Raw genomic sequence first — 25,882 nt, forward strand, 5'->3', positions numbered from 1 at the left:
GAAGTACACTTAACAGATAAAGGTGCGATTAAAGATATTCCAGCATGGTCACAAAAAGGCGGTCATGAAGTGTTAAAGCATACAGAAGAAGACGGCGAATTAAAGTTCTGGATTAAGAAAGCTTAATTATAAAAATAGGAGGCATATAAGATGAAAGTGAAAGAAGTATTAGATGTAAAAGGATTAGCATGTCCAATGCCAATTGTAAAAACAAAGAAGGCAATGGAAGCATTACAATCGGGGGAAGTGTTAGAAGTACACTTAACAGATAAAGGTGCGATTAAAGATATTCCAGCATGGTCACAAAAAGGCGGTCATGAAGTGTTAAAACACACGGAAGAGTCTGGTGAATTAAAATTCTGGATCAAGAAAGCATAGCAGTTCAATAACAAGTGGAAGATTACATCCTATGCTTATTATTGAAAGTAAAGAGGATAATCATATATGTTTTATATAGTTATATCTCTACTAGTATGGATGCTAGGAATTTTAGTAAAACGTTACATTCCGGTTTTAAACGTTGCATATATTTCGTTAGAACAAGTAAGGAAAATGGAAAGTGTTGTTGTAGATGTACGCAATTATACAGAGAGTCACAGTGATAACACTTCTAGAATTATGTGTATACCGTCTGCGTATTTAAAACGGTATTATCATGAAATACCAAATAAGCCTTTGCATCTTATTGTTCATAATAAAGTGGATCGGAATTTAAGTGTTCGTTTTTTAAGAAAGAAAGGGTTCCATATTCAAAGCTATAGTATATATTTGGACGGGAAAAAAGCACAAAAGGAGTTTAAATAGTTTTATGGATGTAAAGACAATATTAAATGTAATCTTAATTGTACTTGTATCGTGGTTTATTATTTCTCGCTTCTTACCAGTTAGAGGAGTAAAAAATATTTCAGGAAAAGATTTAAAACGGATGATGGGGCAAAAGAATAAACAATTTATCGATGTACGTACAGTAGGTGAGTATAGAGGGAATCATATGAAAGGGTTTCAGAATATCCCATTAAATGAGTTAGCTAGTAAAGCAAATCAATTAGATAAAAATAAGGAAGTAATCGTTATTTGTCAGAGCGGGATGAGAAGTAAGCAAGCAGCAAAGGTATTAAAGAAATTAGGATTTCAGCACGTTATCAATGTTTCAGGCGGTATGAATGGTTTGTGAGGAGGAAATTTAAAATGAAAGAAATGACAGTAAAAGAATTAGAAGAAAAATTGTTACGTAAAGAAGCAGTCAATATCGTAGACGTACGTGAAGTAGAAGAAGTTGCCGAGGGGAAAATCCCAGAAGCATGTAATATTCCACTAGGACTATTAGAGTTTCGTATGCATGAGTTGGATAAAAAGAAAGAGTATATTATCGTTTGTCGTTCTGGCGGAAGAAGTGCACGAGCAGTTCAGTTTTTAGAGAGCTACGGTTTTCAAGCAATTAATATGGTAGGTGGTATGTTAGCATGGGAAGGTAAAGTCGTATAGTACAGAGATACATGATTTGAGCCTTTTTATAAATGACAAAATACCCCTATAGGTAATCGGAGGGAGAAAAACATGGAACAACAGAAGAAAACAACAATCGTTTTATTTAGCGGAGATTATGATAAAGCAATGGCTGCTTATATTATTGCAAATGGTGCAGCGGCGTATGATCAAGAGGTAACTATTTTTCATACTTTTTGGGGATTAAATGCTTTAAGGAAAGATGAGCATGTGAAGGTGAAGAAAACTTTCATCGAAAAAGTATTTGGAAAGATGATGCCACGCGGTGCGGATAAGATGGGATTATCAAAAATGAATTTTGCAGGTATGGGACCAAAGATGATTAAAGGTATTATGAAAAAACATAATGCGATGCCTTTACCCGATTTAATCGATTTGGCGAAAGAACAGGGGATTAAACTTGTCGCTTGTCAAATGACAGTAGATTTATTAGGGTTAAAAGAGGAAGAGATTATGGAAGGGGTAGAGTTTGCAGGAGTAGGAGCTTATTTAGCAGATGCTTCGGATGGGAATGTAAACTTATTCATTTAATTCACCTTCTTTTTAGAAGGGAGGGGATGTAAGATGAGCTTAGTCGTATTACTTTTTATAATTGGGTTTATAGGATCGTTTATATCAGGAATGGTTGGAATTGGCGGTGCGATTATTAATTATCCGATGATCTTATACATTCCGGTATTGCTGGGGTTTACTGGCTATACGTCACATGAAGTAAGTGGTATTACAGCGGTTCAAGTATTCTTTGCAACTTTTGCAGGGGCATGGGCCTATCGGAAAAGTAATGATATGGATAAAACACTAGTTGTGTATATGGGAGCTAGTATATTAATAGGAAGTTTCATAGGGAGTTTTGGTGCTAACGTATTAGCGGAACATACGGTCAATGTTGTTTATGCAGCGTTAGCAACAATAGCTGCTATTATGATGTTTGTCCCGAAACGAAATAATAGTGGTGAAGTGACATATAATAAATGGTTAGCAAGTTTGTTAGCATTTATTGTAGGCGGAGCATCAGGCATTATAGGTGCTGGAGGTTCTTTCTTATTAGTTCCCATTATGCTGGTCATTTTAAAATTGCCGATACGTACAACAATAGCAACATCTATCGCAATTACGTTTATTTCCTCAGTAGGAATTACGACTGGAAAAGTAATAACTGGGCAAGTAGTTGTAATTCCAGCTCTTATTATCGCGATTGCAAGTATCTTTGCTGCGCCGCTTGGAGTGCGAGTCGGGAAGAGGATCAATCAAAAAGCATTGCAATATATGTTATCGATTTTGATTGTAGGCACTGCTGTTAAGATGTGGATTGATATGATATCGAAATAAAAGGATGGTGCTGCTTGCAGCTCATCCTTTTATTTATGCCGCTATTTGAAGGTAGTAAACGCCTGATTGGTGCAGGCTGATTTATGCCCAAATAACTTTCATTAAGTTTTTATATTCGTCATTTGCTAATTTATATAGCATTCTCGTATGTTCAAAGACAAGTGCTGGATTAAAGTTTGGTTCTGAGAATGCAAGCGATGCTGAAATATCAATTGCATTTTGCTTGTTTAATGTGAATTTTGCAAATCGATAAGATGTGTTTAATTCATTGATAACATGCAAAATATCATTTGTTGATGTTGCATCAGGTACGTGAGCAACATTGAAGCAGTATATATCCACAGTAGGATGTTCGTTTTGGAAAGCAGCGATAAGTTGAATTTTTGCGCCAGCTTCTGTTTCTAAGCCTACTGAAAAATGAACAGAACCATCATTTTCATCTATATTTTCTTCCATGTATATATCGTTGGATTTTAAGTAGTCTTTAAAATCTGAGATGTTATGTTTTACTGCAGCTTTCATATGTATGAGCCCCCTGATAATTGGAATAGATTGCTACTATTTATTATAATTTAAAAATATTAAAAAAGATAGTTAGAAAGTTCTGATTTTTGATTTAGAAGAAATAAAAAGAAGCAGTACTCTACCTCCATAGAGAACTGCTTCTTTTTTATTCATTGTCGTTAGACGATGCTTCTGTATCTTCACTGCTATTTTTATTCTTATTTTTCACTTCATTGTTACTTGATTCGCGTTCACTTGAATTTTCAGACTTAGATTCTTTTGTTTTCTCTGTGCTTGTTTTCTTCGAATCAGAGTCTGTTTTTGTATATGCAGGTAATCCAAGGTGAGCGCGAAGCCCGTTTGTTACATTTGCTAATTCTTTTTTATCTGGATTGTAGTAATATGTTCGGCCGCCGCCAGCAGATTTGCTACATGTATCGTCACCTTTTTCCATATAGCAGTCTTCACCTTGAATTTGTAATTTCTCAATTTCCGAATCCGATCCGTACTTATAGAATGAAAGCATATCATCGAATGTTAAGTTCGTAACGAATTGGCCGTTAATATCATCAATGATGTTACCAACTTTTGTTACAGATCCAACGCTTGTTAGTTTCTTTAAAATAGCTTCAATAACGAGCTGTTGGCGTTGTCCACGCATTGCATCACTATCGATGTGGCGCGTTCTAGCAAGGGCAAGAGCTTCTTCACTATTTAGCTTTTGAACACCTTTCTTCAGGTGAATCGCATCAGCAGTATCATTACTATCTTGTTCAGTAAATTCAACTGGTACATCGACTTCAATACCACCTAAATCGTCGACAATTTTCATAAATGACTTGAAGTTAAACTTTACAAAGTAATCAACGGGAACATTCATTAATTTTTCAACTGCATCAATGCTTGCTTGGGGTCCACCATCTTTTCCGTTTTTAGTAGAACCGTATGCATGAGCGTGTGTAATTTTATCTTTTTTCTTTTCCACTGGGATATAAGTATATGTATCTCGTGGAATACTTAATAGTTTTACAGTTTTGCTATCTTTATTAAACGTTGCAAGTAGTAGTGCATCCGTTCTTATAGCTTCTCCATATTCTTTCCCGCGGACATCGCTTTCATCAACACCCATGATTAAGACGGAGACGTTATTTGTGATAGGTTTTACAGCTTTATCACGTAAATCAGATTTATCACCGCGCGCTAAATCGTGTGCGGCATTTCGAACAGCAGAAGATGCTTTATTTACTAAAAACCAAGTATAACCGCCACCTATTATTAAAAAGAATAGAATAACGCTTATAATAATTTTTGTTTTTTTCCTACTTTTTTTCGGTTTACTGCGTGTATTTTCTTGCAAAGATGGGTTTTGCTCCATTTCCTGTACTCCTTCATTTGGATTGAAATACGACACTCACATCCACTTATTATAATGAAATTTGACGAAAAAAGACATTACAAATCATTTACATTTCGTAAAAATTCAATATATTTATAAAAAGTCAGATTTTCTATATTTTATTTTTCAGATGTAGAATAAGTATAAGTTGTTTTAGTGGAAATGAAAACATGTATTGTGAGAAAGTGATAGAGAAGTAAGATTTGTTGAAATATAGCCAAGAAGAAATGAGTAGGTTTACTGGTTTCTTCTATATAATAAAGAAGAATTTTACGGATAAAGGAGCGGGCATAGTGAATCATACATCATTCCGAGCAATCGTTGTGAACGAAACAGAAAGTAAGCAGTTTGTAAGAAACATTGTAGAGAGAGAAGTAAGTAGTTTACCTGAGGGGGACGTATTAATACAGGTTCACTATTCTTCATTAAATTATAAAGATGCGCTTTCAGCCACGGGTAATAAAGGTGTTACGAGAACATATCCTCATACGCCAGGAATTGATGCAGCAGGAGAAGTTGTGAGTAGTGAAGGGGAAACCATTAAGGTAGGAGATCAAGTCATTGTAACGGGATATGATTTAGGTATGAATACTTCTGGTGGTTTCGGAGAATATATTCGCGTGCCAGCATCTTGGATCACCCCTTTACCAGAGGGAATGTCATTAAAGGAAAGTATGATGTACGGGACAGCAGGTTTTACAGCTGCTTTATCAGTATATAAGCTTATTGGAGCAGGCATAACGCCTAGTATGGGAGATGTTTTAGTAACGGGTGCCACAGGCGGCGTAGGGAGTGTAGCTGTTAGTATTTTAAGTAAGCTAGGATTTAACGTAGTAGGAGCGACAGGGAAAATGGAAGAGGAAGAGATGCTACTACGTCTAGGAGCGAAACAAGTGATTCATCGTACGGAGTTGAATGATGAATCAGGAAGACCAATGTTAAAAGGGATATACGCCGGGGTTATCGATACTGTAGGTGGACATATGCTAGAAACCGCTTTAAAAACGGTAAAGTATGGTGGTTGTGTAACGACATGCGGTAATGTGGCAGGGCAGGAGTTACAAACAACGGTATATCCGTTTATTTTGCGAGGTATAAGTCTTTTAGGAATAGATTCTGTGCAATGCCCAGTGGATGTGAGAAGAAATGTGTGGACGCTCTTAGCAAGTGAATGGGAAAATAATGAGTTACTATCTTATACAGAAGAATGTACATTGGAAGAGTTAGATGAAAAGTTTACACTTATATTGCAAGGAAAGTTAAAAGGAAGAACGGTTGTAAATATGAAATAAAAAAGAGACGCTAACTTAAGCGTCTCTTTTTTATTATAATGATTGTTTTAAATTGATTTTACCTTGTTCACCTAAAACACCATCAGCGATATTTACAGCGTGATCACCGATACGCTCTAAGTTACTTACCATATCAACGTAGATGATACTTGCATCACCTGAACAGCTACGTTCATTCAGACGTAATACGTGACGTTTACGAAGAACACGTTCCATTTGGTCAATTTTACGTTCTTTTGCAATAACCGTTTGAGCTAGTTCAGTGTCGAAGTTAGTTAAAGCATTGATTGCATCTTGTAATGTTGAAATTGTTAACTCAAGCATTTCATTTAATTCAGCTAGTGCTTCGTCTGATAGTGAAACACGATGTGAAATTTGGAAATCTACAAGTTCTACAAGGTTTTCTACATGATCACCGACACGTTCAATATCTCCAACGACACCTGCTAGCACCGAATGCTTTTCAGAGTCTGTAGGTGAAAGTGGTTTTTCTGATAGTAAAACTAAATACTCGATAATTTTTTTATCTAAATTGTTAATAGCTCCTTCTAATTGAGTAGCCATATCAGCGTGTTTTTTGTCTTGTGTATTTAAAAATTGATTCGCTTCTTTTAATCCGTGTAATGAAAACTCAGCCATACGGATGATTTCTTTTTGAGCTTCTGTTAAAGCAATAGCTGGAGATTGCTCAATAAAGATTGGGTTTAGATGTTGCGGTTTGAAGTTAATAGATGAATCTTCACCACGAATGATTTTTGTTACGATCCATGCTAATACTGCAATGAATGGGAACTGAATAATTGTATTCGTTACGTTAAATGTTCCGTGTGCAAATGCAATTGTCATTTCTGGATTTAAATTTAATGACGTTTGGAAATATTGAATTAAACTTGTAAATGGTATTAATATAATCGTAAAGATAAGGGTACCGATAATATTAAAGATAACGTGAACTAATGCTGCACGTCTTGCAGCAATTGAAGTACCGATTGCTGCTAATACTGCTGTAATTGTCGTACCGATATTATCACCGAATAATACAGGAAGAGCAGCTTGTAAATCAATAGCACCTTGACCGAATAGTTCTTGTAAAATACCGATTGTTGCGCTTGAGCTTTGTACAATTAAAGTGAACACTGTACCGACAATAATTCCTAAAATTGGATTGTCACTCATGCTAACCATTAACTCTTGGAATGCCTCTAAAGAACGAAGAGGTTTCATACCTGCGCTCATTAATTCTAAACCGAAGAATAACATACCAAAACCAAATACAACTTGACCTACAGAATGTACTTTTTTATTTTTAAAGAAGAATAGCAAAATTGCTCCAACTGCCATAACTGGGAGAGCGTATTCTCCGATTTTAATTCCGATAATAAATGCAGTAACTGTCGTACCGATGTTCGCACCCATAATAACACCGATTGCTTGTCTTAATGTCATAAATCCGGCACTTACAAGTCCGACTGTTAAAGCGGTTGTTCCTGAACTTGATTGGATTAATACAGTAACTAACATACCTGCTAGCACACCCATAAGTGGGTTTGTTGTAAAGCGATCTAAAATATCGCGAAGACGATCTCCAGCTGCTTGTTGCAGTCCATCGCCCATGTATTTAATACCGAATAAGAAAATACCTAATCCACCAATGAACTGGAAGATCATATCTTGAATATTGTATTCCACGCATTCCACTCCTTAAATTTCATGTACGATGTAATTATTAACTAAACCTTGAGGCACTGTAAACGGTTTATCAGTAAAATTTACACTAAATTTACAAAGTGATAAAAAGTTTACAAACCTTTAAAGAAACACCTGGATTTAATTGGTTTTTTAGATGATATATCTAATCGGTTTGTAAAGAAGTCACATTTGTCACACTATTTATTGATAGTAAAAATAGGTGAAGGGAAACTACCCAACTGGGTATGCGGATTGGAATTTTATTTTGTTATGATGATGGTTCTTTGCATATTTTTTGATTAAAGTTAGAAAAATATGTAGGGAAACGGGGGAGGTTTGAAATGGATTTATTTAATGAAAGTAAAAAACGATTAAATTATTTTAAACTGTTTTCTTTTGAGATGCTCGCAACAATAAAAAAGAGCAATTCGCATATGAATTTGCTCTGCCTTTTTATGTTAAAAACTTTCGGTGCCTTGCATTTTAACAATTATGCAAAGTGTTTTTTCTTTATTTAGAATCGTCATCATGCTCCATAGTTATGACGACATTTCCCCTCTTATGTCCTTTTTCAACATATATGTGAGCTTCAATAATTTCCTCAAAAGTGTATTGCCTATCAATGACCACTTTTATTTTACCGTCCTCAACAAGTTCTTTAAGGAAATTTAATGCTTCGGAAGTTTCAGGTGCGTTTTGACTTAATATGAGTTTCACGCGACTTGTCAATTTAGTCCAGAACATTTGAGCACTTGGTAACGGTTCAACAATATTTATATAGGTACCATCTTCCTTTAACATTTTAATACACTCTGAAAAGGAGCTCCTGTTTACCGCTTCAAAGATAACATCATAAGTTTCGTCTGTAGTAGAAAAATTTTTTGTGGTGTAATCAATTACTTCGTCAGCTCCTAGAGATTTGACCAATTCTAAATTGGAGCTACTGCACACACCTGTAACTGTTGCGCCGAAATACTTGGAAATTTGTACTGCATAACTTCCGACACTTCCAGAAGCTCCGTAAATAAGAATGTTTTGACCGCTTTGAACGTTAGCTTTCCTAAGGAAAAACAAAGCTGTACGTGCTCCAATTGGGATGGCTGCGGCTTCTTCATAGGATATATTGGAGGGCTTCATGCACACTGCTCCAACTTCAGGTAGACAAATATACTCAGCATAAGAACCAAAATTTACTTGGGTAGCTGCAAAAACTTGGTCTCCTTTTTTAAATCGTGTGACGTCTTTTCCTACTGATTCAACTTCACCAGCCAATTCCATTCCAAGTATTTGTTTTTTCGGTTGCTTAAAGCCAAGTGCGATTCGAGCGGGTAGCCAAACAGAAGAGGGAACCGTAAAACTTCGTGAGCGAATATCTCCTGCTGTTACGGTTGTCGCTTTTATTTTTACTAGTAGTTCATTGTCCTTAGGAGCAGGTTTTTCTATCTCTTTCAGTTGAAGAACGTCGGGGAGACCGTATTCTGTATATACTATTGCTTTCATTAATATTTCCTCCAATTCGTTCTATATGTTAATATCATACGAACAACATGAATAAATAGAACAGCGGTTCACTCTTCAATACAATGCAAAAAGCAGTGTGATTTTTTAGGAATCCACTGCTTTTTACAAATGTGTATACATGATTTTTTGGTCCAAGTACTTCGAAAAAGAACCCATTAGCATTACCCAACGGCTTTTTCTTTTGTTTTATCCCCTTGTTTTTGCTTCCGTAAGCTTGTGATGTAAATGAAAAGAAAAGCGATAAGTAATAGAGAGGAATATCGATATACAGTTGCATAGTTGGTAAAGTGTGCAATGAATCCAAATATAATTGCGCCAGCGCCAATGCCGAGGTCAAATGCTGAGAAGAATGTAGCTGTTGCGACTCCTCGTCGGTGTGGTGCTACTCGGTCGATCATCCATGCTTGTAGTGCAGGTTGAATCGCTCCAAAACCACTTCCGTAGCATGCTGCTGCAATAATTAAACTCGGAATTGTAGTTGTATACGACAATAAAATAATACCTGTAAACGTAATGATAACCCCTGGAATAATAACGAATGCATGACCTTTCGCATCGTATAACTTTCCAGAAAACGGACGAGTGACAGCGATTGCAAGTGCATTAAATAAGAAGAAGAGGCTTATATCAGCAATTCCGACTTCCGTAGCAAATAATGTAATAAAGCTCCCGATTCCGCCGTACATTAATGTAATACATAATATTAATAATGAAGGAAGTAAAGCTTTGCGCTCAATAAATCCATCGAGAAAAGTACCAGATGTTTGCTGTGGTGGTTGCGGCGATTTTTTGATTTGAAGTAGTTTCGTTAATATTAATGAAACAATTGTACATGAAAGTGCACATAAAAAAAGAATCGTGAAGTTATATGTTTGCATGAGCCAAAGTCCGATAAGTGGACCGAGCGCCATTGCAATCGTTCCAGAAAGACCGAAATATCCCATACCTTCGCCGCGACGAGCTTGCGGAATTAAATCTGAAACGACAGTTCCATATGTAGTCGTTGTAATACCAAAGCCAGCTCCGTGTAAAATTCGCACGGCAAGCAATAGGAAGACGGTTGAAGCGAAAAGATAACTACCCATAGCGAGTAAACAAATAGCAGTACCGATCATTAAAATGATTTTTTTATTGAATTTTTGCAAGGCGTTTCCAGTCAGTGGTCGAACAAAAAGTGCCGCCACGGTAAACATGCCTACAACAAATCCGATATTAGAACTTGTGCCGCCAATTTCTTTCACATAAACAGGTAAAGTAGGAATTAACATTTGAAACCCTAAAAACATACATAAGTTTGCAAAAATTAAAGCGACAAACTCTTTCGTCCATAACGATTCTCGTTTTACGAGTATTGCTTCTCCCATATATTCATCCCCTATATAAAATTTTCTCTTTTCTTTCGAGTATATGTATTGGTCAATGTAACAGTCAAGGAAGGTGCCTTGAAAACGTATAACAATTTTCGAGGTGGAAAAACTGACAAATTTGTGTAAAAGCTACACAACTATGAAAAAAAGTTGTAAAGTATAGATGTATAGACTTGTAGTTGTTATGAATGATAGAAATTGGTTTTTCTTTAAAGAAAGCGGATTCAAAAAGTAGTGAATGAGAAGGGGAAATATACTTTTTCACTACATATATTTGAAAAGGTTTACAAAACAATGAAGAAAGAGGCGTGTACATATGAGACGATTAGGTATTTCTATTTATCCAGAACATTCAACAGTAGAGAAAGATAAGGAATATTTAACATTAGCAAGTAAATACGGATTTAATCGTGTATTCACATGCTTATTGTCTGTAGATGGAGAAAAAGAGAAAATTATAGAAGAGTTTAAAGAAACCATCTCTCATGCAAATGCATTAGGGTTCCAAGTATTAGTTGATATTAGTCCGTCTGTTTTTACACAATTAGGTATTTCATATAATGATTTATCGTTCTTCCATGAGTTGGGAGCGTACGGCATTCGTTTAGATGTTGGATTCTCTGGTTTAGAAGAATCGATTATGACTTACAATCCATACGGCTTAAAAATTGAAATTAATATGAGTAACGGTACGAAATATGTAGATAACATTATGAGCCATAGACCAAATCGTGAAAATTTAATTGGTTGCCATAATTTTTATCCGCATCGTTATTCAGGATTATCATACGATCATTTCATTAAATGCTCGAAACAATTTAAAGATTACGGTATGAGAACGGCTGCGTTTATATCATCATTTGATGCAACATACGGACCTTGGCCAGTAACAGAAGGGTTATGTACGTTAGAGCAGCATCGTGAATTACCGATGACAACACAAGCGAAGCATTTATTTGCGACAGAATTAATTGATGATGTTATTATTGCGAACGCGTATGCATCAGCAGAAGAATTACAAGCACTAGGTGCATTAAATAAAGAGAAACAAACATTTGATATAGGATTATATGATACAACAACAGAACTAGAAAAAATTATCGTATTAGACGAGCCTCATTTTTACCGCGGAGATGTATCTGAATATATGATTCGTTCGACACAAAGTCGTGTGAAATATAAGAAAGAAGAGTTCAAACCGCATAATACACGCGAAATTAAACGCGGTGATCTTTTAATTGATAATGAACAGTATGGTCAATACAAAGGTGAATTACAAATTGCTTTAAAAGATATGGTGAATACAGGAAAAACAAATGTAGTTGGCCAAATTGTGGAAGAAGAAATTTTCTTATTAGATTATTTACAAGCGTGGGATAAATTCGGATTTACATTAAAGAAATAGATAAAATGAAAAAGGAAACAACTACTGACCTCAGCAGCTTTTTCCTTTTTATATATAAATTGTGAGAGGAAGAGCTATGACAAAAGTGCATCAGCGATTAATTTCTATTTTAGAGGAGTTTTTAGAAGAGAAATCGATGTTAAATCGAGCTTTTTTAGCGAGCCGTTTACATGTATCAACGAAGACGATTCAAAAAGATATAAAATTATTAAATGATATATTGGAAGAAAACGGAGCGAAAATTGAATCGCAAAGAGGGACTGGATACGAACTGGAAATTATACAAACGAAGAAGTTTGAAGAGTTTTGCGTGGGTCTATTTCAAAAACAGACTGAAAAGATCCCGACTTCTTATGAAGAAAGGATAGCGTACATCCTGCAACGTATTGTAACGACAGAGGGATATGTAAAGCTTTCACAGTTAGCAGAGGAGATTTATGTGAGTAAATCGACTGTAAATTTAATTATGAAAGATGTGACAGATATATGTGGTCGCTATCAATTACAAATTGAAAAGAGACCGTATTATGGTATACGTATTGTGGGAGAGGAGTTTCATATTCGGTCTTGTTTATCACAATATGGTTTACCGCGCTATGATCATACTCCGTTTCATGAGCAGTTTGAGCAGAGGGATACATATTTATCGTTACCTCATATACCGCTTATCCGTTCGGTTATCTTAAAGTATATCGAGGGAGGAACGATATATTTATCAGATATAGAAATTGATAATTTAGTCATTCATATTGCAATTGCAATAAGGCGTTGTGAAGATCAACATTATATGAAAGGACTGAATGCGGAGCAATCAGAACTCATAATAAAGAAAGAATATACAATTGCGAAAGAGATTGTAGGGGATTTAGAGAAAGAGTTGCATCTTTCATTTCCAGAAGAAGAAGTTTTATATGTGACGATGCATTTATTGAGTACTGCTGTTACAGCGAGAGATCGTTATGAAAATGTGGAAGAACTATTAGGGAAAGATCTATATGCATTTATGCAACATATTCTTTTTAAAGTAGCGGAAGAACGGAATCTTATTTTTTATTATGATGAAGAATTATTATTTGGTTTTGGTGTTCATTTAAAAACGTTATTAAACCGTTTGAAGTATAAGTTAAATACAAGAAATCCTCTATTGGCAGAAGTGAAAAAGAATTATCCGTATGCTTTTGAAATTGCGGTTCTCGTAGGAGATATAATTGGTGAATATACGGGAGAATCGATTCCGGAAAGTGAAATTGGTTATATTGCGATTCACTTTGGCGGAGCGATGAGTCGTTTACAGGAACAGAATCAAAAGAAAAGATGTTTACTAGTTTGTGCGACTGGTCAAGGAAGCGCCCAGCTATTGAAATATAAAATTTTATCACAGTTCCGAGATAAATTAGAGATTGTAGGGATTACAGGTTATTATCAATTGAAAGTGGAAGACCTTTATAAAGATAAAATAGATTGTATTATTAGTACGATTCATATACCGAGTGGTTTGCCTGTTCCAGTTATAAAAGTGAACTCAATATTTGATGATAAAGAAATTAAATCCATCGGTCAGCAGTTGTTTACGCATGTGAATACTAGTGTACAGCAGTATATAAAGGAAGATTTGATCTTTTTAAATCATAGCGCTTCTACGAAAGAAGAGGTTATCCAATTTTTATGTGAGAAAGCCGCTGAGAAAAACTATGTACCAGAAAACTTTTATGATTCTGTTATGGAAAGAGAGAATACATCTCCTACAGCCGTTGGGAATTTAGTTGCAATTCCACATCCGATGCAGTTATTAAGTGAGAATACATTTTTGCTGTTTTGTACACTTAATAAAGCGGTTGACTGGGGAGATAAGAAAGTACAAGTTATTATTTTATTTAGTGTAAAGCGCAATAATAATGAAGATTTACAAAAGCTTTATGATTTTTTATATGATATTATGTCTAGTCAGCATACGATAGAAAAATTAACTCAGGCTGGAATGATTGAAGAATTTCAAGAGATTTTACTATCGTTTTGAAAAAGTATATAAAAACTTCCGTTACACAACGGAAGTTTTTTATGTTTAATTGTATGCGTTTTCATAATAAGATAACAATATAGAAAAAAGATAGCTTGGGGGAATTTAAAATGACTGATATGCAAACTCCATTTGCGTTAATTTTACATGGTGGCAATGCGAGAAGCGCAGCGCTTGAAGCAATTGCTTTTGCAAGACAAGGAGATTTTGAGAATGCTAGTGAAAAGATGACACTTGCTAGTGAAGAGATTTCAGCAGCTCATCGCATTCAAACAGACTTAATTCAAGAAGAAGCAAGAGGAAATCATGCAGAAATCAGTTTACTGTTAGTGCATGCACAAGATCATTTAATGAATGCAATTACAGTGAAAGAACTTGCTGAAGAATTTATTACTCTTCATAAACGAGTGGAAGAGAAAGTGACGGTATAAGATGTACATTTTATTATGTTGTGCAGCAGGCATGTCAACGAGTATGGTTGTAAGAAAAATGCAAGAAGAGGCAAAGAAACAAGGGAAGGATTATAAAATTAAAGCAGTTGATTCAGAACTTGTGAAACTGGAAATAAAAAATGCTGATGTTGTTTTAATCGGACCACAAGTGAAGTATTTGTTTCCGGCGGTACAGTTTCTTGCGAAGTCATACGATATACCGGTTGCAATAATAGAACAAAGAGATTATGGCATGTGTGACGGTTTAAAAGTACTGAAACAAGCAGAACAATTAGTTTTAGCATAATTATATTTTTTTAAATATAAACATTATAATGTTATAACTTTTTATTCTTACGTAGTAAAGAGAAAGAGGAGGGGTATTGATGAATGGTTTTATGAGTTTTATGGAACAAAAGATTATGCCAACAACGCAAAAGATTGCAGGACAACGACATTTATTAGCAATTCGAAACGGAGTTATTTCTACATTGCCGTTAACGATTGTCGGATCATTTTTCGTTATCTTTTTAAATTTACCAATTGATGCATATATGGAATGGATTGCACCATTTCGCCATATTTTAGATATTCCATTCCGGTTTACAGTAGGTTTAATGGCGTTATACGCAGCATTTGGGGTAGGAGCTTCACTCGCAAACTTTTATCAGCTCAATCAGTTAAGTGCAGGGTTGTTATCTGTACTCGCCTTTTTACTAGCATCAGTTGAACCAATTCAAATTACGAAAGCTGTACCAGGTGTTATTGATGCGGGAAGATATATTTCAGTAGGAACATTAAGTGCAACGTCTTTATTCGGCGCAATTGTTACAGCTTTAATTGCAGTAGAAATTTATCACTTTATGATTAAGCATAATATCTCGATTAAATTACCAGATAGTGTACCACCAGCAGTTGCAAACTCGTTTGCAGCATTAATTCCAACTTTAGTCGTTATTCTTTTATTCTGGGGTATTCGTTACGGTTTAAAATTCGATGTGAATACAACAATCACATATTTAATCGCACCACTAAAATCAGTATTAGTAGGAAATAATTTATTCGGCGGTTTATTAACAGTATTCTTAATCGTGTTCTTCTGGTCATTCGGTATACATGGCCCAGCGATTTTAGGACCAATCATTCGTCCGATGTGGGATTCAGCAATTCTTGAAAATATGGAAGTATTCACAGCTACAGGAAATGCACATCAATTACCAAACTTATTTACAGAGCAATTTATTCAATGGTTTGTATGGATCGGTGGATCAGGCTCAACATTAGCTTTAGTTATTATGTTTATGTTCTCTAAATCTAAATTCCTAAAAGAGTTAGGTAGATTATCATTCGTGCCAGGTTTATTCAATATTAACGAACCGATTATTTTCGGGGCACCAATTGTAATGAACCCAATCTTAATTATTCCATTCGTTATAACACCGTTAGTTACAACGACAGTATCATATTTCGCAGTTGTTTCAGGCATGATTCCGCTCATGATGGCGAAACTGCCATTTACGATGTTAGCACCAATTGCAGCGATTATTAGTACAGACTGGACAATTATGGCTGGTGTACTTGTACTTATTAACTTTGTTATCTCATTCGTTATTTACTACCCATTCTTCAAAATGTATGAGAAACAACAATTAGCAGGAGAGGAGAAAACAGAATGCTCGGAGCAATTATCATCTTAATTACATTCGTAGCGGGGCAGTGTATTGCACATTATTCAAAATGGGTACAAAGTAAATCTTTATTAGTGTTACTACTCGTATCAATTGTATTTATCGGTAGTTCAATGGGTGCATATGTAATGCTAAACTTACAATCACCGTACGTAATTATTGTACCAACGATTTTATGTGCAACATGTTTATCTGCAAAATATAGATTTACGAGCATGGCATTAATACAACGTGTGAAGGAGATGCAAAAGCATGGAGCGTAAATTAGGAATTTCACTTTATCCAGAGCATTCAACGAAAGAACAAGATATGGCATACATTTCGGCAGCGGCACGCCACGGTTTTTCAAGAATATTCACATGTCTATTATCTGTGAATCGTCCAAAAGAAGAAATTGTAGCTGAATTTAAAGAAATTATTAATCATGCAAAAGATAACAATATGGAAGTTATTTTAGATGTAGCTCCGGCAGTATTCGATCAACTTAGTATTAGCTATAGTGATCTATCATTCTTTGCAGAGTTAGGTGCAGACGGTATTCGTTTAGATTTAGGTTTTGACGGATTAACAGAAGCAAAAATGACGAATAATCCGTACGGCTTAAAAATTGAACTAAACGTAAGTAACGATATTGCATACTTAGAGAATATCCTTTCGCATCAGGCGAATAAACCAGCTTTAATTGGCTGTCATAACTTTTATCCGCAAAAATTCACTGGTCTTCCGTATGATTATTTCATTCGCTGTAGTGAACGCTTTAAAAAGCATGGCATTCGCACGGCAGCGTTTATTACGTCCCATGCAGCTAACATCGGTCCATGGGATATTAATGACGGATTATGTACGTTAGAAGAGCATCGTAACTTACCGATTGAAGTACAAGCGAAACATTTATGGGCGACAGGGCTTATTGATGACGTTATTATTGGAAATGCTTACGCGAGTGAAGAAGAGTTAGAGAAACTAGGAAACTTAAATCGTTACATGTTACAGCTGAAAGTACACTTTGTAGACGAAGCGACTGAAGTAGAAAAGAGAGCCACGCTGCAAGAATTACATGTAAGGCGCGGTGACATAACAGAGTATATGGTACGTTCTACAGAAGTGCGTAAAAAGTACAAAGACTATGACTTCCCAGTGCGCGAAAGTGTATTACAGGAAAGAGGGCAAGTTGTAATTGGTAACAACTCGTTTGGTAAGTATAAAGGTGAACTACAAATCATTCTAAAAGAAATGCCGATAGATGAACGGAAAAATATTGTCGGTACAATTGCAGAAGAAGAGTTATTCTTACTAGATTATGTAGGAGCTTGGACGCAGTTTACTTGTGTGGAATAGGGAAGGGCAGGAGAGGATGCTATGGCATCCTCTTTTTTTTGTGAAATTATATAGAATGCAAAGAGATAGATTTAATTTGGACGGGAGAGAAGGAGATTGTCATCGCTCTTCGTTTTTTACCTAAGTTTGTTAATCATGAAGAAGTTTTAAAGGCGTTTGATAAAGTATATAAAAACCGAGGGAACTTATTTATGTCAGAGTGAAAGTTTCAAGAGAAAGTTAGAATGTGAGAATCAAAAAAAGAGTCAGCCTCAATGAGACTGACTCTTTTTATACGAACTAGTTTAATACTTTAACTGTAACTGTTTTACGTCCCCAGTTACTAGATGTACCTTTATCAGGCATTAAAACGTCGATTTTATTTCCTTTAATAGCTCCACCAGTATCACCAGCGATTGCTACTCCGTAACCTTCAACCCATACTTTTGAACCTAATGGAATGACACTTGGATCAACTGCAATTAGTTTCATGTTTGGGTTAGCTGTTAAGTTGTGACCTAAAGCTGATTTTACTTGGTCGCCTGCTTTATAACCATTTTCAAGTGGATCTGCTGTGTAAGCTGTTGCTACAACGCGTAGTTCACGAGAAGATGATGGTGCACTTGTTTCAGTTTCTTTTGCAACAGGTTGTTGTGTAGCAGGTTTTTGAGCTTTAGCCGCTTCACGAGCTTTAGCTGCCTCTTGAGCTTTAGCCGCTTCACGAGCTTCAGCTGCTTCTTGAGCCTTAGCAGCTTCACGAGCTTCAGCTGCTTCTTGAGCCTTAGCTGCTTCACGAGCTTTAGCTGCTTCTTGAGCCTTAGCTTCTGCTTGAGCTTCAGCTGCTTCTTGAGCTTTAGCTGCTTCACGAGCTTTAGCTGCTTCTTGAGCCTTAGCTTCTGCTTGAGCTGCTGCCTGAGCTTTAGCTTCTGCCCCGGCTTTAGCTGCTTCACGAGCTTTAGCTGCCTCTTGAGCCTTAGCTTCTGCTTGAGCTTCAGCTGCTTCACGAGCTTTAGTTGCTTCCTCCGCCTTAGCTTTAGCTTGCGTTTCAGCTACTTCACGAGCTTTAGTTGCTTCCACTGCTTTAGCTGTATCTTGAACTTTAGTTGTTTTTTCAGCTTTAACTACTGGTTGAACTTTAACTGGTGCTTTACCTGTTAAGTAAGGAACATGAACATAAGCTGTTTTGCCGTTATATTCAAATTGGATCCAGTCGTTTTGTACTTGGTGTGTTGTTTCAATTACATCATCTTGTTTCAATTTACCAAGAATTTCTGAGTCTGTGTTTGCACCAGCACGTACGTTTAATACGTTTGCTGTTACGTAGTAAGTGTCTTTAGTATAGTCAGCGCTAATGAAAGCTTCTTTACCGCTGTTTAATTTCACTTTTGACCATCCGTTTTCTGTATGTAAAACGTTAACTTTATATCCATCTAATAATTTTCCTACAACTTGTGATTCAGTAGTTGGGTTTTCTCGTACATTTAGTACATCAGTCGTTACGATTGTTTCTGCTTTAGCAGATGTTGTGAAAATCCCAAGACCAAAAACCGCTGCTGTTGCTATACCCATAAATTTTTTCATAATAGCCTCCATTGCATTTGTTTTCGTTGACCTCATTATAGCAACCATTATTTTCTTATTTGCGGAAAACATAAAATTACAAAGGTTTCGTAACGGGTCATTAATATTCTGTAATAATTCCAGTAATATCCTAAAAGCGCTTTCTTATAGTTTATAGGGGAGGTTAGAGCATACAATACATAAAAAGAGGAGTATTTCAATTTCTAATAGGTTAATAACGTTTCTGTAGTGTTACGTAATCATTTCGAAATCATTACAAAAACGGCGTTTTTTTCTATTGGAACAGGAAAGTAGTTATGTAAAAATAACTATTTTAGTTGTAGAGAAATATAAATGAGGTGAAAATCGATAAAATATCGCCATAATTGTTACAAAATAAGTCGAGGTATGGAAAAAATTACGCCTTGATTTTAGTCTGTCACATATTATTTTTGCAATAATAGGATTCTATAATAGCTTTAGTACTTTGAAATAGTTAAAGGTATGTAAAACGTGAAACATATATAATAGAAGAAACACGATTTAATAGATAAAGTGAAACTTTAATCAGTGGGGGTCTTACTGCCCATTAAAGCGGGATAAATAAAAAGCGTAGGAGTGTAAACTCCTACGCTTTTGTTTATTCATATCGTAAACATTCAATTGGATCCAGTTTTGCAGCTTTGTTAGCCGGTAGTAAACCGAATATAATACCGATTAACATGGAGATACCTACTGCAAGAAGTCCAAGTTCTTTTGAGACAACGAGTGGCCATCCGGCAAAGATTGAGACGATCCAAGCGAAGAAGATACCGAGCATGAATCCGATAAAACCACCGAGTCCTGTTAAAATACAAGATTCAATTAAGAATTGTGTTAATACTTTACCACGTGTTGCACCAAGTGCTTTACGAATACCAATCTCACGTGTACGTTCTGTTACAGATACAAGCATGATGTTCATTACGCCGATACCACCAACAAGTAAGGAGATAGCAGCAATACCACCGAATACCATTTTCATCATGCCGATTGATTCGTCTAATTGCTTCGTAAATTCACCTAAATCTTGTGCTTCGAATTTGTGCTCAAATTTAGGAGCTTTCATTTCGTTTAAAATAGAAACGGCTTGTTTTTCTACACTTTTACGTTCTGTTGGAGAGGTCATCGTTAATCTTACAGAGTCATACTCATTTACTCCTGAAATGACAGGCGCGTTTTCCAGTGATGTATAACCTTCAGGCATAGCCATTCCAAATTCGTTTTTCGTTTCGTATACACCGACTATTTTATACGGCTTTCCTTTTATATCTGTGTATTGATTTGATTCCCAACCACTAAATAATTTGTTGAAAGCTTCTTCATTTAATATAACAGCAGGGATTGCTTGGTTTAATTCGCTGTCGTTTAATTCACGACCGTGAACTAATTTTATTTTCGAATCTGTCATAAAGGCGCCTGTTCCACCTTTTAAATCAAGATTTACATCTTTTGAACCAGCAGATGCTTTTACTTTCATACTTACATCTGGATACACATCTTTAACGCCTGGTACGGTTTGAAGACGGTTTAGCATATCAGGTGTGATTTTGGCACTATCCGTTCCATAATCAGGATTGTTGTAGTAAATCGTTACTTCATTATCTTTTCCTTGGCCTAATTCTTCTTTAAACTTTGCATTTGTACCATCACCCATTGAAATGATAGTAATAATGGCACTAATGCCGATAATAATTCCTAGCATCGTTAAGATAGAACGCATTTTGTGGGCAAAGATAGAGGAAAGGGCCATGCGTATATTTTCACTCGTGTTCAAAATTAACCTCTCCAATCTTGGACGATGTTTCCGTCACGAATTACAATTTGCCTTGCTGCAGCTTCCCCAATTTCACGATCATGGGTAATCATAATGATTGTTGAGCCTTGTTTGTTTAATTCGTAAAAGAGATCCATAATTTGTGTACTTGTTTTCGTATCAAGTGCTCCTGTCGGTTCATCGGCTAAAATGAACTTTGGATTATTTACGATTGCACGTGCGACTGCGACACGCTGTTTTTGTCCACCTGATAATTCGTTCGGTAGGTGAGTAGCACGATCAGCTAAACCTACTTTTGTTAAAGCGGCTAATGAGCGCTCGCGTCTTTCTTTTTTATCGACTCCAGCGTAAATAAGAGGTAGCTCTACATTTTGAAGTGCTGTAAGTCTCGGTAATAACATGAAGTTTTGGAATACGAACCCAATCTCTTTATTACGAACGCGTGCAAGTTCTGTCTCAGACATGTTTGAAATATTTTGACCAGCTAGTTCATACGCACCTGTCGTTGGTTTATCTAAGCAGCCGATAATGTTCATTAATGTTGATTTACCAGAACCAGATGGTCCCATAATAGAAGTGAATTCTCCCTGGTTCAGTGTTACGTCAATGCCGTGTAATATTTGAACGGATTCTGCACCATTTTGGAAAGATTTCGTGATGCCTTTTAAGTTAATCATCGGGCGACGACCTCCATACCATCTTTTAAGTCTTTTTCAGGTTTAGAGATAATTTGCTCTCCTTTTTTCACTCCAGAAACTTTTGCTTCGCTATCAGTCTCGAATTCAACAGTAACAGCTTGTTCTTTCGCTTTACCGTCTTTTACAACGAAGACAATATTTTTGTCACCTTTTTTCACGATGCTGCTTTTCGGAACAATCGTACCAGTTGCTTCGCCAGATTTACTTGTTACGTAAACGTGGAAGCCGTTTTGTAATTCTTCACTATTATCTAATGTGACAGTGAATTGATAGTTAGAAACTGTTTTGTTTTCATCCATGCTCTTTAATGGTGTAGAACCGATTTCTGTTACTTTTCCTGTCCAAGTCTTACCAGCGACAGTTTTTGAGGAAACAGTTACTTCTTGCCCGACTTTCATACTAGCAAGCTCATATTCAGAAAGTTGACCTTTTACTTTAAATGGCCCAGCGTGGCGAAGTGTAATGCCGCTCATACCTGTTTTTTCATCAGCAGTTTTTACGATATCATCAATTACGCCATCAGTAGGGCTCGTTACAGAAAGTGTATTTACTTTCTCTTTTGCTGCTTTAATCATTTCATCAGATTTTTCAACTTCAAACTTTTTCATTTCAATTTGTGATTCTAATTGTTGTACTTCGATTTCTGATGCTTTTAATGCTTCAGCAGGAAGGCCTGCATTTTTATCTTTTTGTAATTTTTGTTTCGCTGTATCAATTTGTTTTTGGAACAATGTTACTTCTTTTTGTGCGATTTTCTTTTGCATTTCTGCTTCCGTTACACCTTGTTTCGCAGTAGGGTCATTATATTTAAACAGAAGCTGCCCTTTCTTAACTTCATCGCCTTTTTTAACAGCTAATTCATACGTACCTTTTGTTGGATCAAATGAAATTGTTTCGATGCCGTTTGGAATGACTTCACCGCCAAATTTTTGCGCGTTTTCAATTTGTTTTTCTGTTACTTTATATCCGCTATATGCCATTGCTACTTCTGAACTACCGCCAGCAAATGCAAAATATGATCCAGCTGCAATACCGATTGCTACTACACTAGTAATTAACACTTTATTTTTCTTCTTCATCTATTTATCACCTTTTCGTTCGTTTTAGTATCTACATTAAGTATAGAAGAGGTGAAGAATCTGACAAATCGTTTTAGCTTACAATAACCTTACAGTTTTGTAAGGTATGAATATGTAAATGTAAGGTAGAGCTTGTCCAAGTGTGAGCAAATGAATTGACTCGTCGTTTCTTTCTAACAATAATATTGTATGAAAGGGAGGAGGAGGCAAGATGGAAGCTTATTTTAGTGCGCATCCATTAAAACCATTTATTCCATACTCAAGGCAACATGTCCTTATATTATTTATTATGTTGGTGGGGATATTTTTTCTATATCAATACCAAGATTTATTGCGTCAAAATGAGTGGAATATAACGGTTCGATATGCGATTGCATTTTTATTTGTTGGGAGTGAAATTGGGCTCCATATGTGGGAATGGAAAGCGGGGATTTTTGAACTAGGCACTTCATTACCATTTGAGCTATGTACGATTAGTTTATTGTTAGCATCGATTATGATTGTAACGAAAAGTTACCGCATATATGAGATTGTATTTTTTACAGGGATTATCGGTGCATCACAAGCTATTGTAACGCCGAACGTGCAATATGCTTTTCCGCATTTTCGCTTTATAGAATTCTTCGTTGCACATGTATTACTCATTTGGGCACCACTCTTTATGACGTGGGTAGAAGGATATAGACCGACCTTGCAATCAATTAAGCGTACGATGATATTTTTAAACATAATAATTCCAATCGTTTCTTTTGTGAACTACAAAACAGGTGGCAATTATATGTTTTTAGCTCGTAAGCCAGAAACTGCTTCATTACTCGATATGTTAGGGCCACACCCTTACTATATTATTTCATTAGAAATAGCTGCGCTTATTGGATGTTTTATTTTGTATATGCCGTTTGCGAAAAGAGAAGGGCATGCGCATAAAGAATCACTAGGATCATAACCTAGTGATTTTTTATGGTCAGGTTTAATTGGAGTCTATTTTAGATCATTAACAGTGAATCCATGGATTCCTCTCGTTCCCATTACATTTTTTGGACTTACTATTTTTTCAGGAAATATGATTGTAAAAAGTATAGAAGAGGCGATGATGAAAGTAAGGTTAGGAGGAGAGATAAAGAAGGACGTTGCAGAAGAGGAACAATCTGCTGTGCAGTCAAAAGAAGAGTTATTTACTTTTAAACATACGATGTGAAGAACCTAGGAAACTAGGTTCTTTTATTTTGCTATATTACAATATCGTAAGAGAGATGTAATGAAAATCGATAGGGGAGAAATACAATTTCGTATACACTTCATGTATAGAGAAATGCGAGAGCGGGTGAAGGTGTACGATGGATTTTTTAGAAGTATCAAAACGTAGCATAAAACGAAATATGAAAGATTATTTTCTATACTTTATTTCATTAGTAGGCAGCATTATTATTTATTTTACATTCGTATCGATTAAACGAAATGAAAGTGTAGTAACTCTTTTAAAAGAGTCGGATAAAGTGGAAACGACATTTACGTTTGCACAAATATTGTTAATTATCTTTTTAACGATATTTATTTTTTATTGTAATAGCTTCTTTTTGCGAAAGAAGAAAAAAGAAATTGCGCTATACAGTTTATTAGGTATCCGTAAAGAAGAAATTGTGAAGTTACTCTTTTATGAAACGTTATTAGTTGGTGGTGCGGCAAGTGTGTTAGGTATTCTTGCTGGTTTATTTATAGCGAATATGTGCGCAGGGCTTCTTGTGAAGCTAATGGGAAGTGCGTTTACGTTCACATTTACGATTTCATTTTTATCTATAGTAGAAGTTCTTATAACGATAGGCGCAATTTTCTTTATTGCATCATGGAAAAGTAAAAGGTTAATTTATGAGCATCGTTTAGTTGAATTACTATATGGTGAAAATCAGAAAGAAGAGGCACCTACGTATGCAAGTGAGAAGGCAAAACGAGCGATTGCTTTATTAATTACAGGTTATATCATTGCGCTACTTACACAAATCTTTGGGTTTGGGGCCATTTTCATTACAGGTCTACTTATTTTGGTTGTATTGTAAAAGGTACGTTTTTACTATTTGAGCAATATACAGTGAAATCACTCCATAAAATAAAGGGAGATAAAACGAAATATTGGAATGGAACGAACATTTTATCGATTTCTTCATTGTTCTTTAGAATAAAAGGGAACGTAAAGATGCTGGCGCTATTATCTTTATTAAGTGCGGTAACATTATGTACGATTGGAATTAGTTCTAGTATGTATTATGGAGCGCAGAAGACAGCGGCATTAATGAATCCAGTTAGTTATGAATATGTAACAACTGGAAAAGGATTAGATAAGAAAGTTAGAGAAGAAATTCAAAAGCATGAGTTAGCAATCAAACATGAAACGTCTGTAGCTATGCTGTCTATGCAAGGGAAGATAGATGGAAAACAAATATTAACAGGGTATTTAATAGGTAATGGTAATGTACAAGTTATAAAAGTGACAGATTATAATAAATCAGCTTCTATGTTAGGCAATAAACAAGTTATTCTCGGTTCTGAAAAGGAAGTTATTTTATTAGATCCATATAAATCATATAACATCGAAAAGAATTCGCTTGAAGGAAGTAATGTGTCCTTTGAAGGGATGAAGAGTGGTTTAACAATCGTTGATCACCGCGAAGAAACAGTTGTTAGTGCGAAACTTGCACCAGTGGGGCTTGTTGTTCGAGATTCGCTATTTAATAAGTTGCAGCAAGGAAAGGATGTTTCAACAGTTAGCGGATTTATCGTTGAAGGAAACGGTAATAGAGAGCTAACGAAAGAGCTAGGGACAATCATTCCTAAAGAAGTGAAATTCCAATCATTTGAAGAGGCGAGCCAATCTGAACTGCAAGATGGTGCAGTATTATTATTTGCTAGCGTATTTTTAGGGATTGTTTTTATTCTTGCAACAGGTTGTATTTTATACTTTAAACAAATAACAGAAGCGATGGCAGAGCGACCAGCGTACGGAATGTTAAAGAAAATTGGACTAACGAAAAAGGAAGCAACAGAGTCTGTAAGAAAGCAAGTGGGGGCGATATTCGTAGTACCATTACTGCTGGCAATATGTCATACATTCTTTGCATTTTTAAGTTTGATGGGCTTTACAGGAATGTTTGAATATAGCCTTCCTTTACTAGGCAGTATAGGTGTGTATATAATCATTTACTTTGGTTACTATACGTTAACGGTCCGTTCGTACACAAATATTGTATGTAGCGATACAAAATAAAGAAAAGA

The 25,882-nt window shown here is 35.7% G+C and carries 25 protein-coding genes and 3 pseudogenes; 19 read left to right on the top strand and 9 right to left on the bottom strand.

Annotated elements, in window-relative coordinates:
* The 7 genes from JDS99_RS09445 to JDS99_RS09475 all read left to right on the top strand — a co-directional run.
* The coding region (locus JDS99_RS09445) for a sulfurtransferase TusA family protein (protein WP_199694975.1) at nucleotides 1-126 on the top strand (126 nt) is incomplete at its 5' end.
* A gap of 24 nt (nucleotides 127-150) precedes the next feature.
* Nucleotides 151-378 (top strand): sulfurtransferase TusA family protein, encoded by a 228-nt coding sequence (locus tag JDS99_RS09450; RefSeq protein WP_000864996.1) that lies wholly within the window; start codon nucleotides 151-153, stop codon nucleotides 376-378.
* Between the two features lie 66 nt (nucleotides 379-444).
* The gene (locus tag JDS99_RS09455) at nucleotides 445-804 is read left to right on the top strand and encodes a sulfurtransferase (protein ID WP_199694976.1); all 360 of its coding nucleotides are present in this window, start codon (nucleotides 445-447) and stop codon (nucleotides 802-804) included.
* 4 nt (nucleotides 805-808) lie between these two features.
* Nucleotides 809-1,174 (top strand): rhodanese-like domain-containing protein, encoded by a 366-nt coding sequence (locus tag JDS99_RS09460; protein ID WP_000382694.1) that lies wholly within the window; start codon nucleotides 809-811, stop codon nucleotides 1,172-1,174.
* A 14-nt stretch (nucleotides 1,175-1,188) separates the two neighbouring features.
* Nucleotides 1,189-1,485, top strand: a complete 297-nt coding sequence (locus JDS99_RS09465) for a rhodanese-like domain-containing protein (protein WP_000661816.1) — start codon at nucleotides 1,189-1,191, stop codon at nucleotides 1,483-1,485.
* Nucleotides 1,486-1,557: 72 nt separating this feature from the next.
* Nucleotides 1,558-2,037 carry a DsrE/DsrF/DrsH-like family protein gene (locus JDS99_RS09470; protein WP_000437728.1) on the top strand — a complete coding sequence of 160 codons (480 nt, stop codon included), beginning with the start codon at nucleotides 1,558-1,560 and terminating at the stop codon, nucleotides 2,035-2,037.
* Between the two features lie 33 nt (nucleotides 2,038-2,070).
* The gene (locus JDS99_RS09475; RefSeq protein ID WP_088062032.1) at nucleotides 2,071-2,835 is read left to right on the top strand and encodes a sulfite exporter TauE/SafE family protein; all 765 of its coding nucleotides are present in this window, start codon (nucleotides 2,071-2,073) and stop codon (nucleotides 2,833-2,835) included.
* 81 nt (nucleotides 2,836-2,916) lie between these two features.
* Here the strand turns inward: JDS99_RS09475 and JDS99_RS09480 are convergent, their stop codons facing one another.
* Nucleotides 2,917-3,357 (bottom strand): hypothetical protein, encoded by a 441-nt coding sequence (locus JDS99_RS09480; protein WP_000642361.1) that lies wholly within the window; start codon nucleotides 3,355-3,357, stop codon nucleotides 2,917-2,919.
* 148 nt (nucleotides 3,358-3,505) lie between these two features.
* A complete protein-coding gene (locus JDS99_RS09485) occupies nucleotides 3,506-4,714 on the bottom strand; it encodes an LCP family protein (protein WP_088062034.1) in 1,209 nt (402 codons plus the stop codon).
* Between the two features lie 314 nt (nucleotides 4,715-5,028).
* On the opposite strand from JDS99_RS09485, the gene JDS99_RS09490 reads away from it, so the two are divergent.
* Nucleotides 5,029-6,027 (top strand): YhdH/YhfP family quinone oxidoreductase, encoded by a 999-nt coding sequence (locus JDS99_RS09490; RefSeq protein ID WP_088608429.1) that lies wholly within the window; start codon nucleotides 5,029-5,031, stop codon nucleotides 6,025-6,027.
* Nucleotides 6,028-6,060: 33 nt separating this feature from the next.
* Here the strand turns inward: JDS99_RS09490 and JDS99_RS09495 are convergent, their stop codons facing one another.
* The 3 genes from JDS99_RS09495 to JDS99_RS09505 all read right to left on the bottom strand — a co-directional run bounded on the left by JDS99_RS09495 (nucleotide 6,061) and on the right by JDS99_RS09505 (nucleotide 10,601).
* A complete protein-coding gene (locus JDS99_RS09495) occupies nucleotides 6,061-7,716 on the bottom strand; it encodes a Na/Pi cotransporter family protein (RefSeq protein WP_048545730.1) in 1,656 nt (551 codons plus the stop codon).
* 510 nt (nucleotides 7,717-8,226) lie between these two features.
* Nucleotides 8,227-9,216, bottom strand: a complete 990-nt coding sequence (locus JDS99_RS09500) for an NAD(P)-dependent alcohol dehydrogenase (RefSeq protein ID WP_199694977.1) — start codon at nucleotides 9,214-9,216, stop codon at nucleotides 8,227-8,229.
* Nucleotides 9,217-9,398: 182 nt separating this feature from the next.
* Nucleotides 9,399-10,601 (bottom strand): MFS transporter, encoded by a 1,203-nt coding sequence (locus JDS99_RS09505; RefSeq protein WP_097891344.1) that lies wholly within the window; start codon nucleotides 10,599-10,601, stop codon nucleotides 9,399-9,401.
* A gap of 319 nt (nucleotides 10,602-10,920) precedes the next feature.
* Here JDS99_RS09505 and JDS99_RS09510 point away from each other — a divergent pair, with 319 nt between their 5' ends.
* The 8 genes and pseudogenes from JDS99_RS09510 to JDS99_RS09545 form a co-directional block, all read left to right on the top strand.
* Nucleotides 10,921-12,009, top strand: a complete 1,089-nt coding sequence (locus JDS99_RS09510; protein ID WP_199694978.1) for a DUF871 domain-containing protein — start codon at nucleotides 10,921-10,923, stop codon at nucleotides 12,007-12,009.
* Nucleotides 12,010-12,085: 76 nt separating this feature from the next.
* A complete protein-coding gene (locus JDS99_RS09515) occupies nucleotides 12,086-14,026 on the top strand; it encodes a BglG family transcription antiterminator (RefSeq protein WP_199694979.1) in 1,941 nt (646 codons plus the stop codon).
* A gap of 110 nt (nucleotides 14,027-14,136) precedes the next feature.
* Entirely contained in the window at nucleotides 14,137-14,457 is a 321-nt protein-coding gene (locus JDS99_RS09520) for a PTS lactose/cellobiose transporter subunit IIA (RefSeq protein WP_000131328.1), read from the top strand.
* A gap of 1 nt (nucleotide 14,458) precedes the next feature.
* Entirely contained in the window at nucleotides 14,459-14,764 is a 306-nt protein-coding gene (locus JDS99_RS09525) for a PTS sugar transporter subunit IIB (RefSeq protein ID WP_000275638.1), read from the top strand.
* Between the two features lie 79 nt (nucleotides 14,765-14,843).
* Nucleotides 14,844-16,154, top strand: coding sequence for a PTS sugar transporter subunit IIC (locus JDS99_RS09530; RefSeq protein ID WP_002063903.1), 1,311 nt, complete (start codon nucleotides 14,844-14,846; stop codon nucleotides 16,152-16,154).
* Nucleotides 16,130-16,408 carry a hypothetical protein gene (locus JDS99_RS09535; RefSeq protein WP_199694980.1) on the top strand — a complete coding sequence of 93 codons (279 nt, stop codon included), beginning with the start codon at nucleotides 16,130-16,132 and terminating at the stop codon, nucleotides 16,406-16,408. Before JDS99_RS09530 ends, JDS99_RS09535 begins: the two co-directional genes overlap by 25 nt.
* Nucleotides 16,398-17,483, top strand: a complete 1,086-nt coding sequence (locus tag JDS99_RS09540; RefSeq protein WP_087985792.1) for a DUF871 domain-containing protein — start codon at nucleotides 16,398-16,400, stop codon at nucleotides 17,481-17,483. The genes JDS99_RS09535 and JDS99_RS09540 overlap by 11 nt, the downstream gene beginning before the upstream one ends.
* Nucleotides 17,484-17,563: 80 nt before the next feature.
* A pseudogene (locus JDS99_RS09545) lies at nucleotides 17,564-17,686 on the top strand (HEAT repeat domain-containing protein); the annotation flags it as partial.
* A gap of 76 nt (nucleotides 17,687-17,762) precedes the next feature.
* On the opposite strand, the gene entC reads toward JDS99_RS09545, so the two are convergent.
* The 4 genes from entC to JDS99_RS09565 form a co-directional block, all read right to left on the bottom strand.
* Nucleotides 17,763-19,166 carry a cell wall-binding protein EntC gene (gene entC, locus JDS99_RS09550; protein WP_199695028.1) on the bottom strand — a complete coding sequence of 468 codons (1,404 nt, stop codon included), beginning with the start codon at nucleotides 19,164-19,166 and terminating at the stop codon, nucleotides 17,763-17,765.
* Nucleotides 19,167-19,662: 496 nt separating this feature from the next.
* Nucleotides 19,663-20,814, bottom strand: a complete 1,152-nt coding sequence (locus tag JDS99_RS09555; RefSeq protein WP_414017851.1) for an ABC transporter permease — start codon at nucleotides 20,812-20,814, stop codon at nucleotides 19,663-19,665.
* A 26-nt stretch (nucleotides 20,815-20,840) separates the two neighbouring features.
* Entirely contained in the window at nucleotides 20,841-21,515 is a 675-nt protein-coding gene (locus JDS99_RS09560; protein ID WP_000609098.1) for an ABC transporter ATP-binding protein, read from the bottom strand.
* Nucleotides 21,512-22,615, bottom strand: coding sequence for an efflux RND transporter periplasmic adaptor subunit (locus JDS99_RS09565; RefSeq protein ID WP_097891335.1), 1,104 nt, complete (start codon nucleotides 22,613-22,615; stop codon nucleotides 21,512-21,514). The genes JDS99_RS09560 and JDS99_RS09565 overlap by 4 nt, the downstream gene beginning before the upstream one ends.
* Nucleotides 22,616-22,826: 211 nt before the next feature.
* Here JDS99_RS09565 and JDS99_RS09570 point away from each other — a divergent pair, with 211 nt between their 5' ends.
* The 3 genes and pseudogenes from JDS99_RS09570 to JDS99_RS09580 all read left to right on the top strand — a co-directional run bounded on the left by JDS99_RS09570 (nucleotide 22,827) and on the right by JDS99_RS09580 (nucleotide 25,874).
* Complete coding sequence (locus tag JDS99_RS09570; RefSeq protein WP_199694981.1) at nucleotides 22,827-23,561, top strand: YwaF family protein; 735 nt, start codon at nucleotides 22,827-22,829, stop codon at nucleotides 23,559-23,561.
* A gap of 15 nt (nucleotides 23,562-23,576) precedes the next feature.
* A pseudogene (locus tag JDS99_RS09575) lies at nucleotides 23,577-23,813 on the top strand (peptide ABC transporter permease); the annotation flags it as partial.
* A 139-nt stretch (nucleotides 23,814-23,952) separates the two neighbouring features.
* Nucleotides 23,953-25,874, top strand: a pseudogene (locus JDS99_RS09580) (FtsX-like permease family protein).
* Nucleotides 25,875-25,882: the final 8 nt, after the last annotated feature.

It is taken from the genome of Bacillus cereus group sp. N6 (assembly GCF_016483705.1).
Lineage (GTDB): Bacteria > Bacillota > Bacilli > Bacillales > Bacillaceae_G > Bacillus_A > Bacillus_A wiedmannii.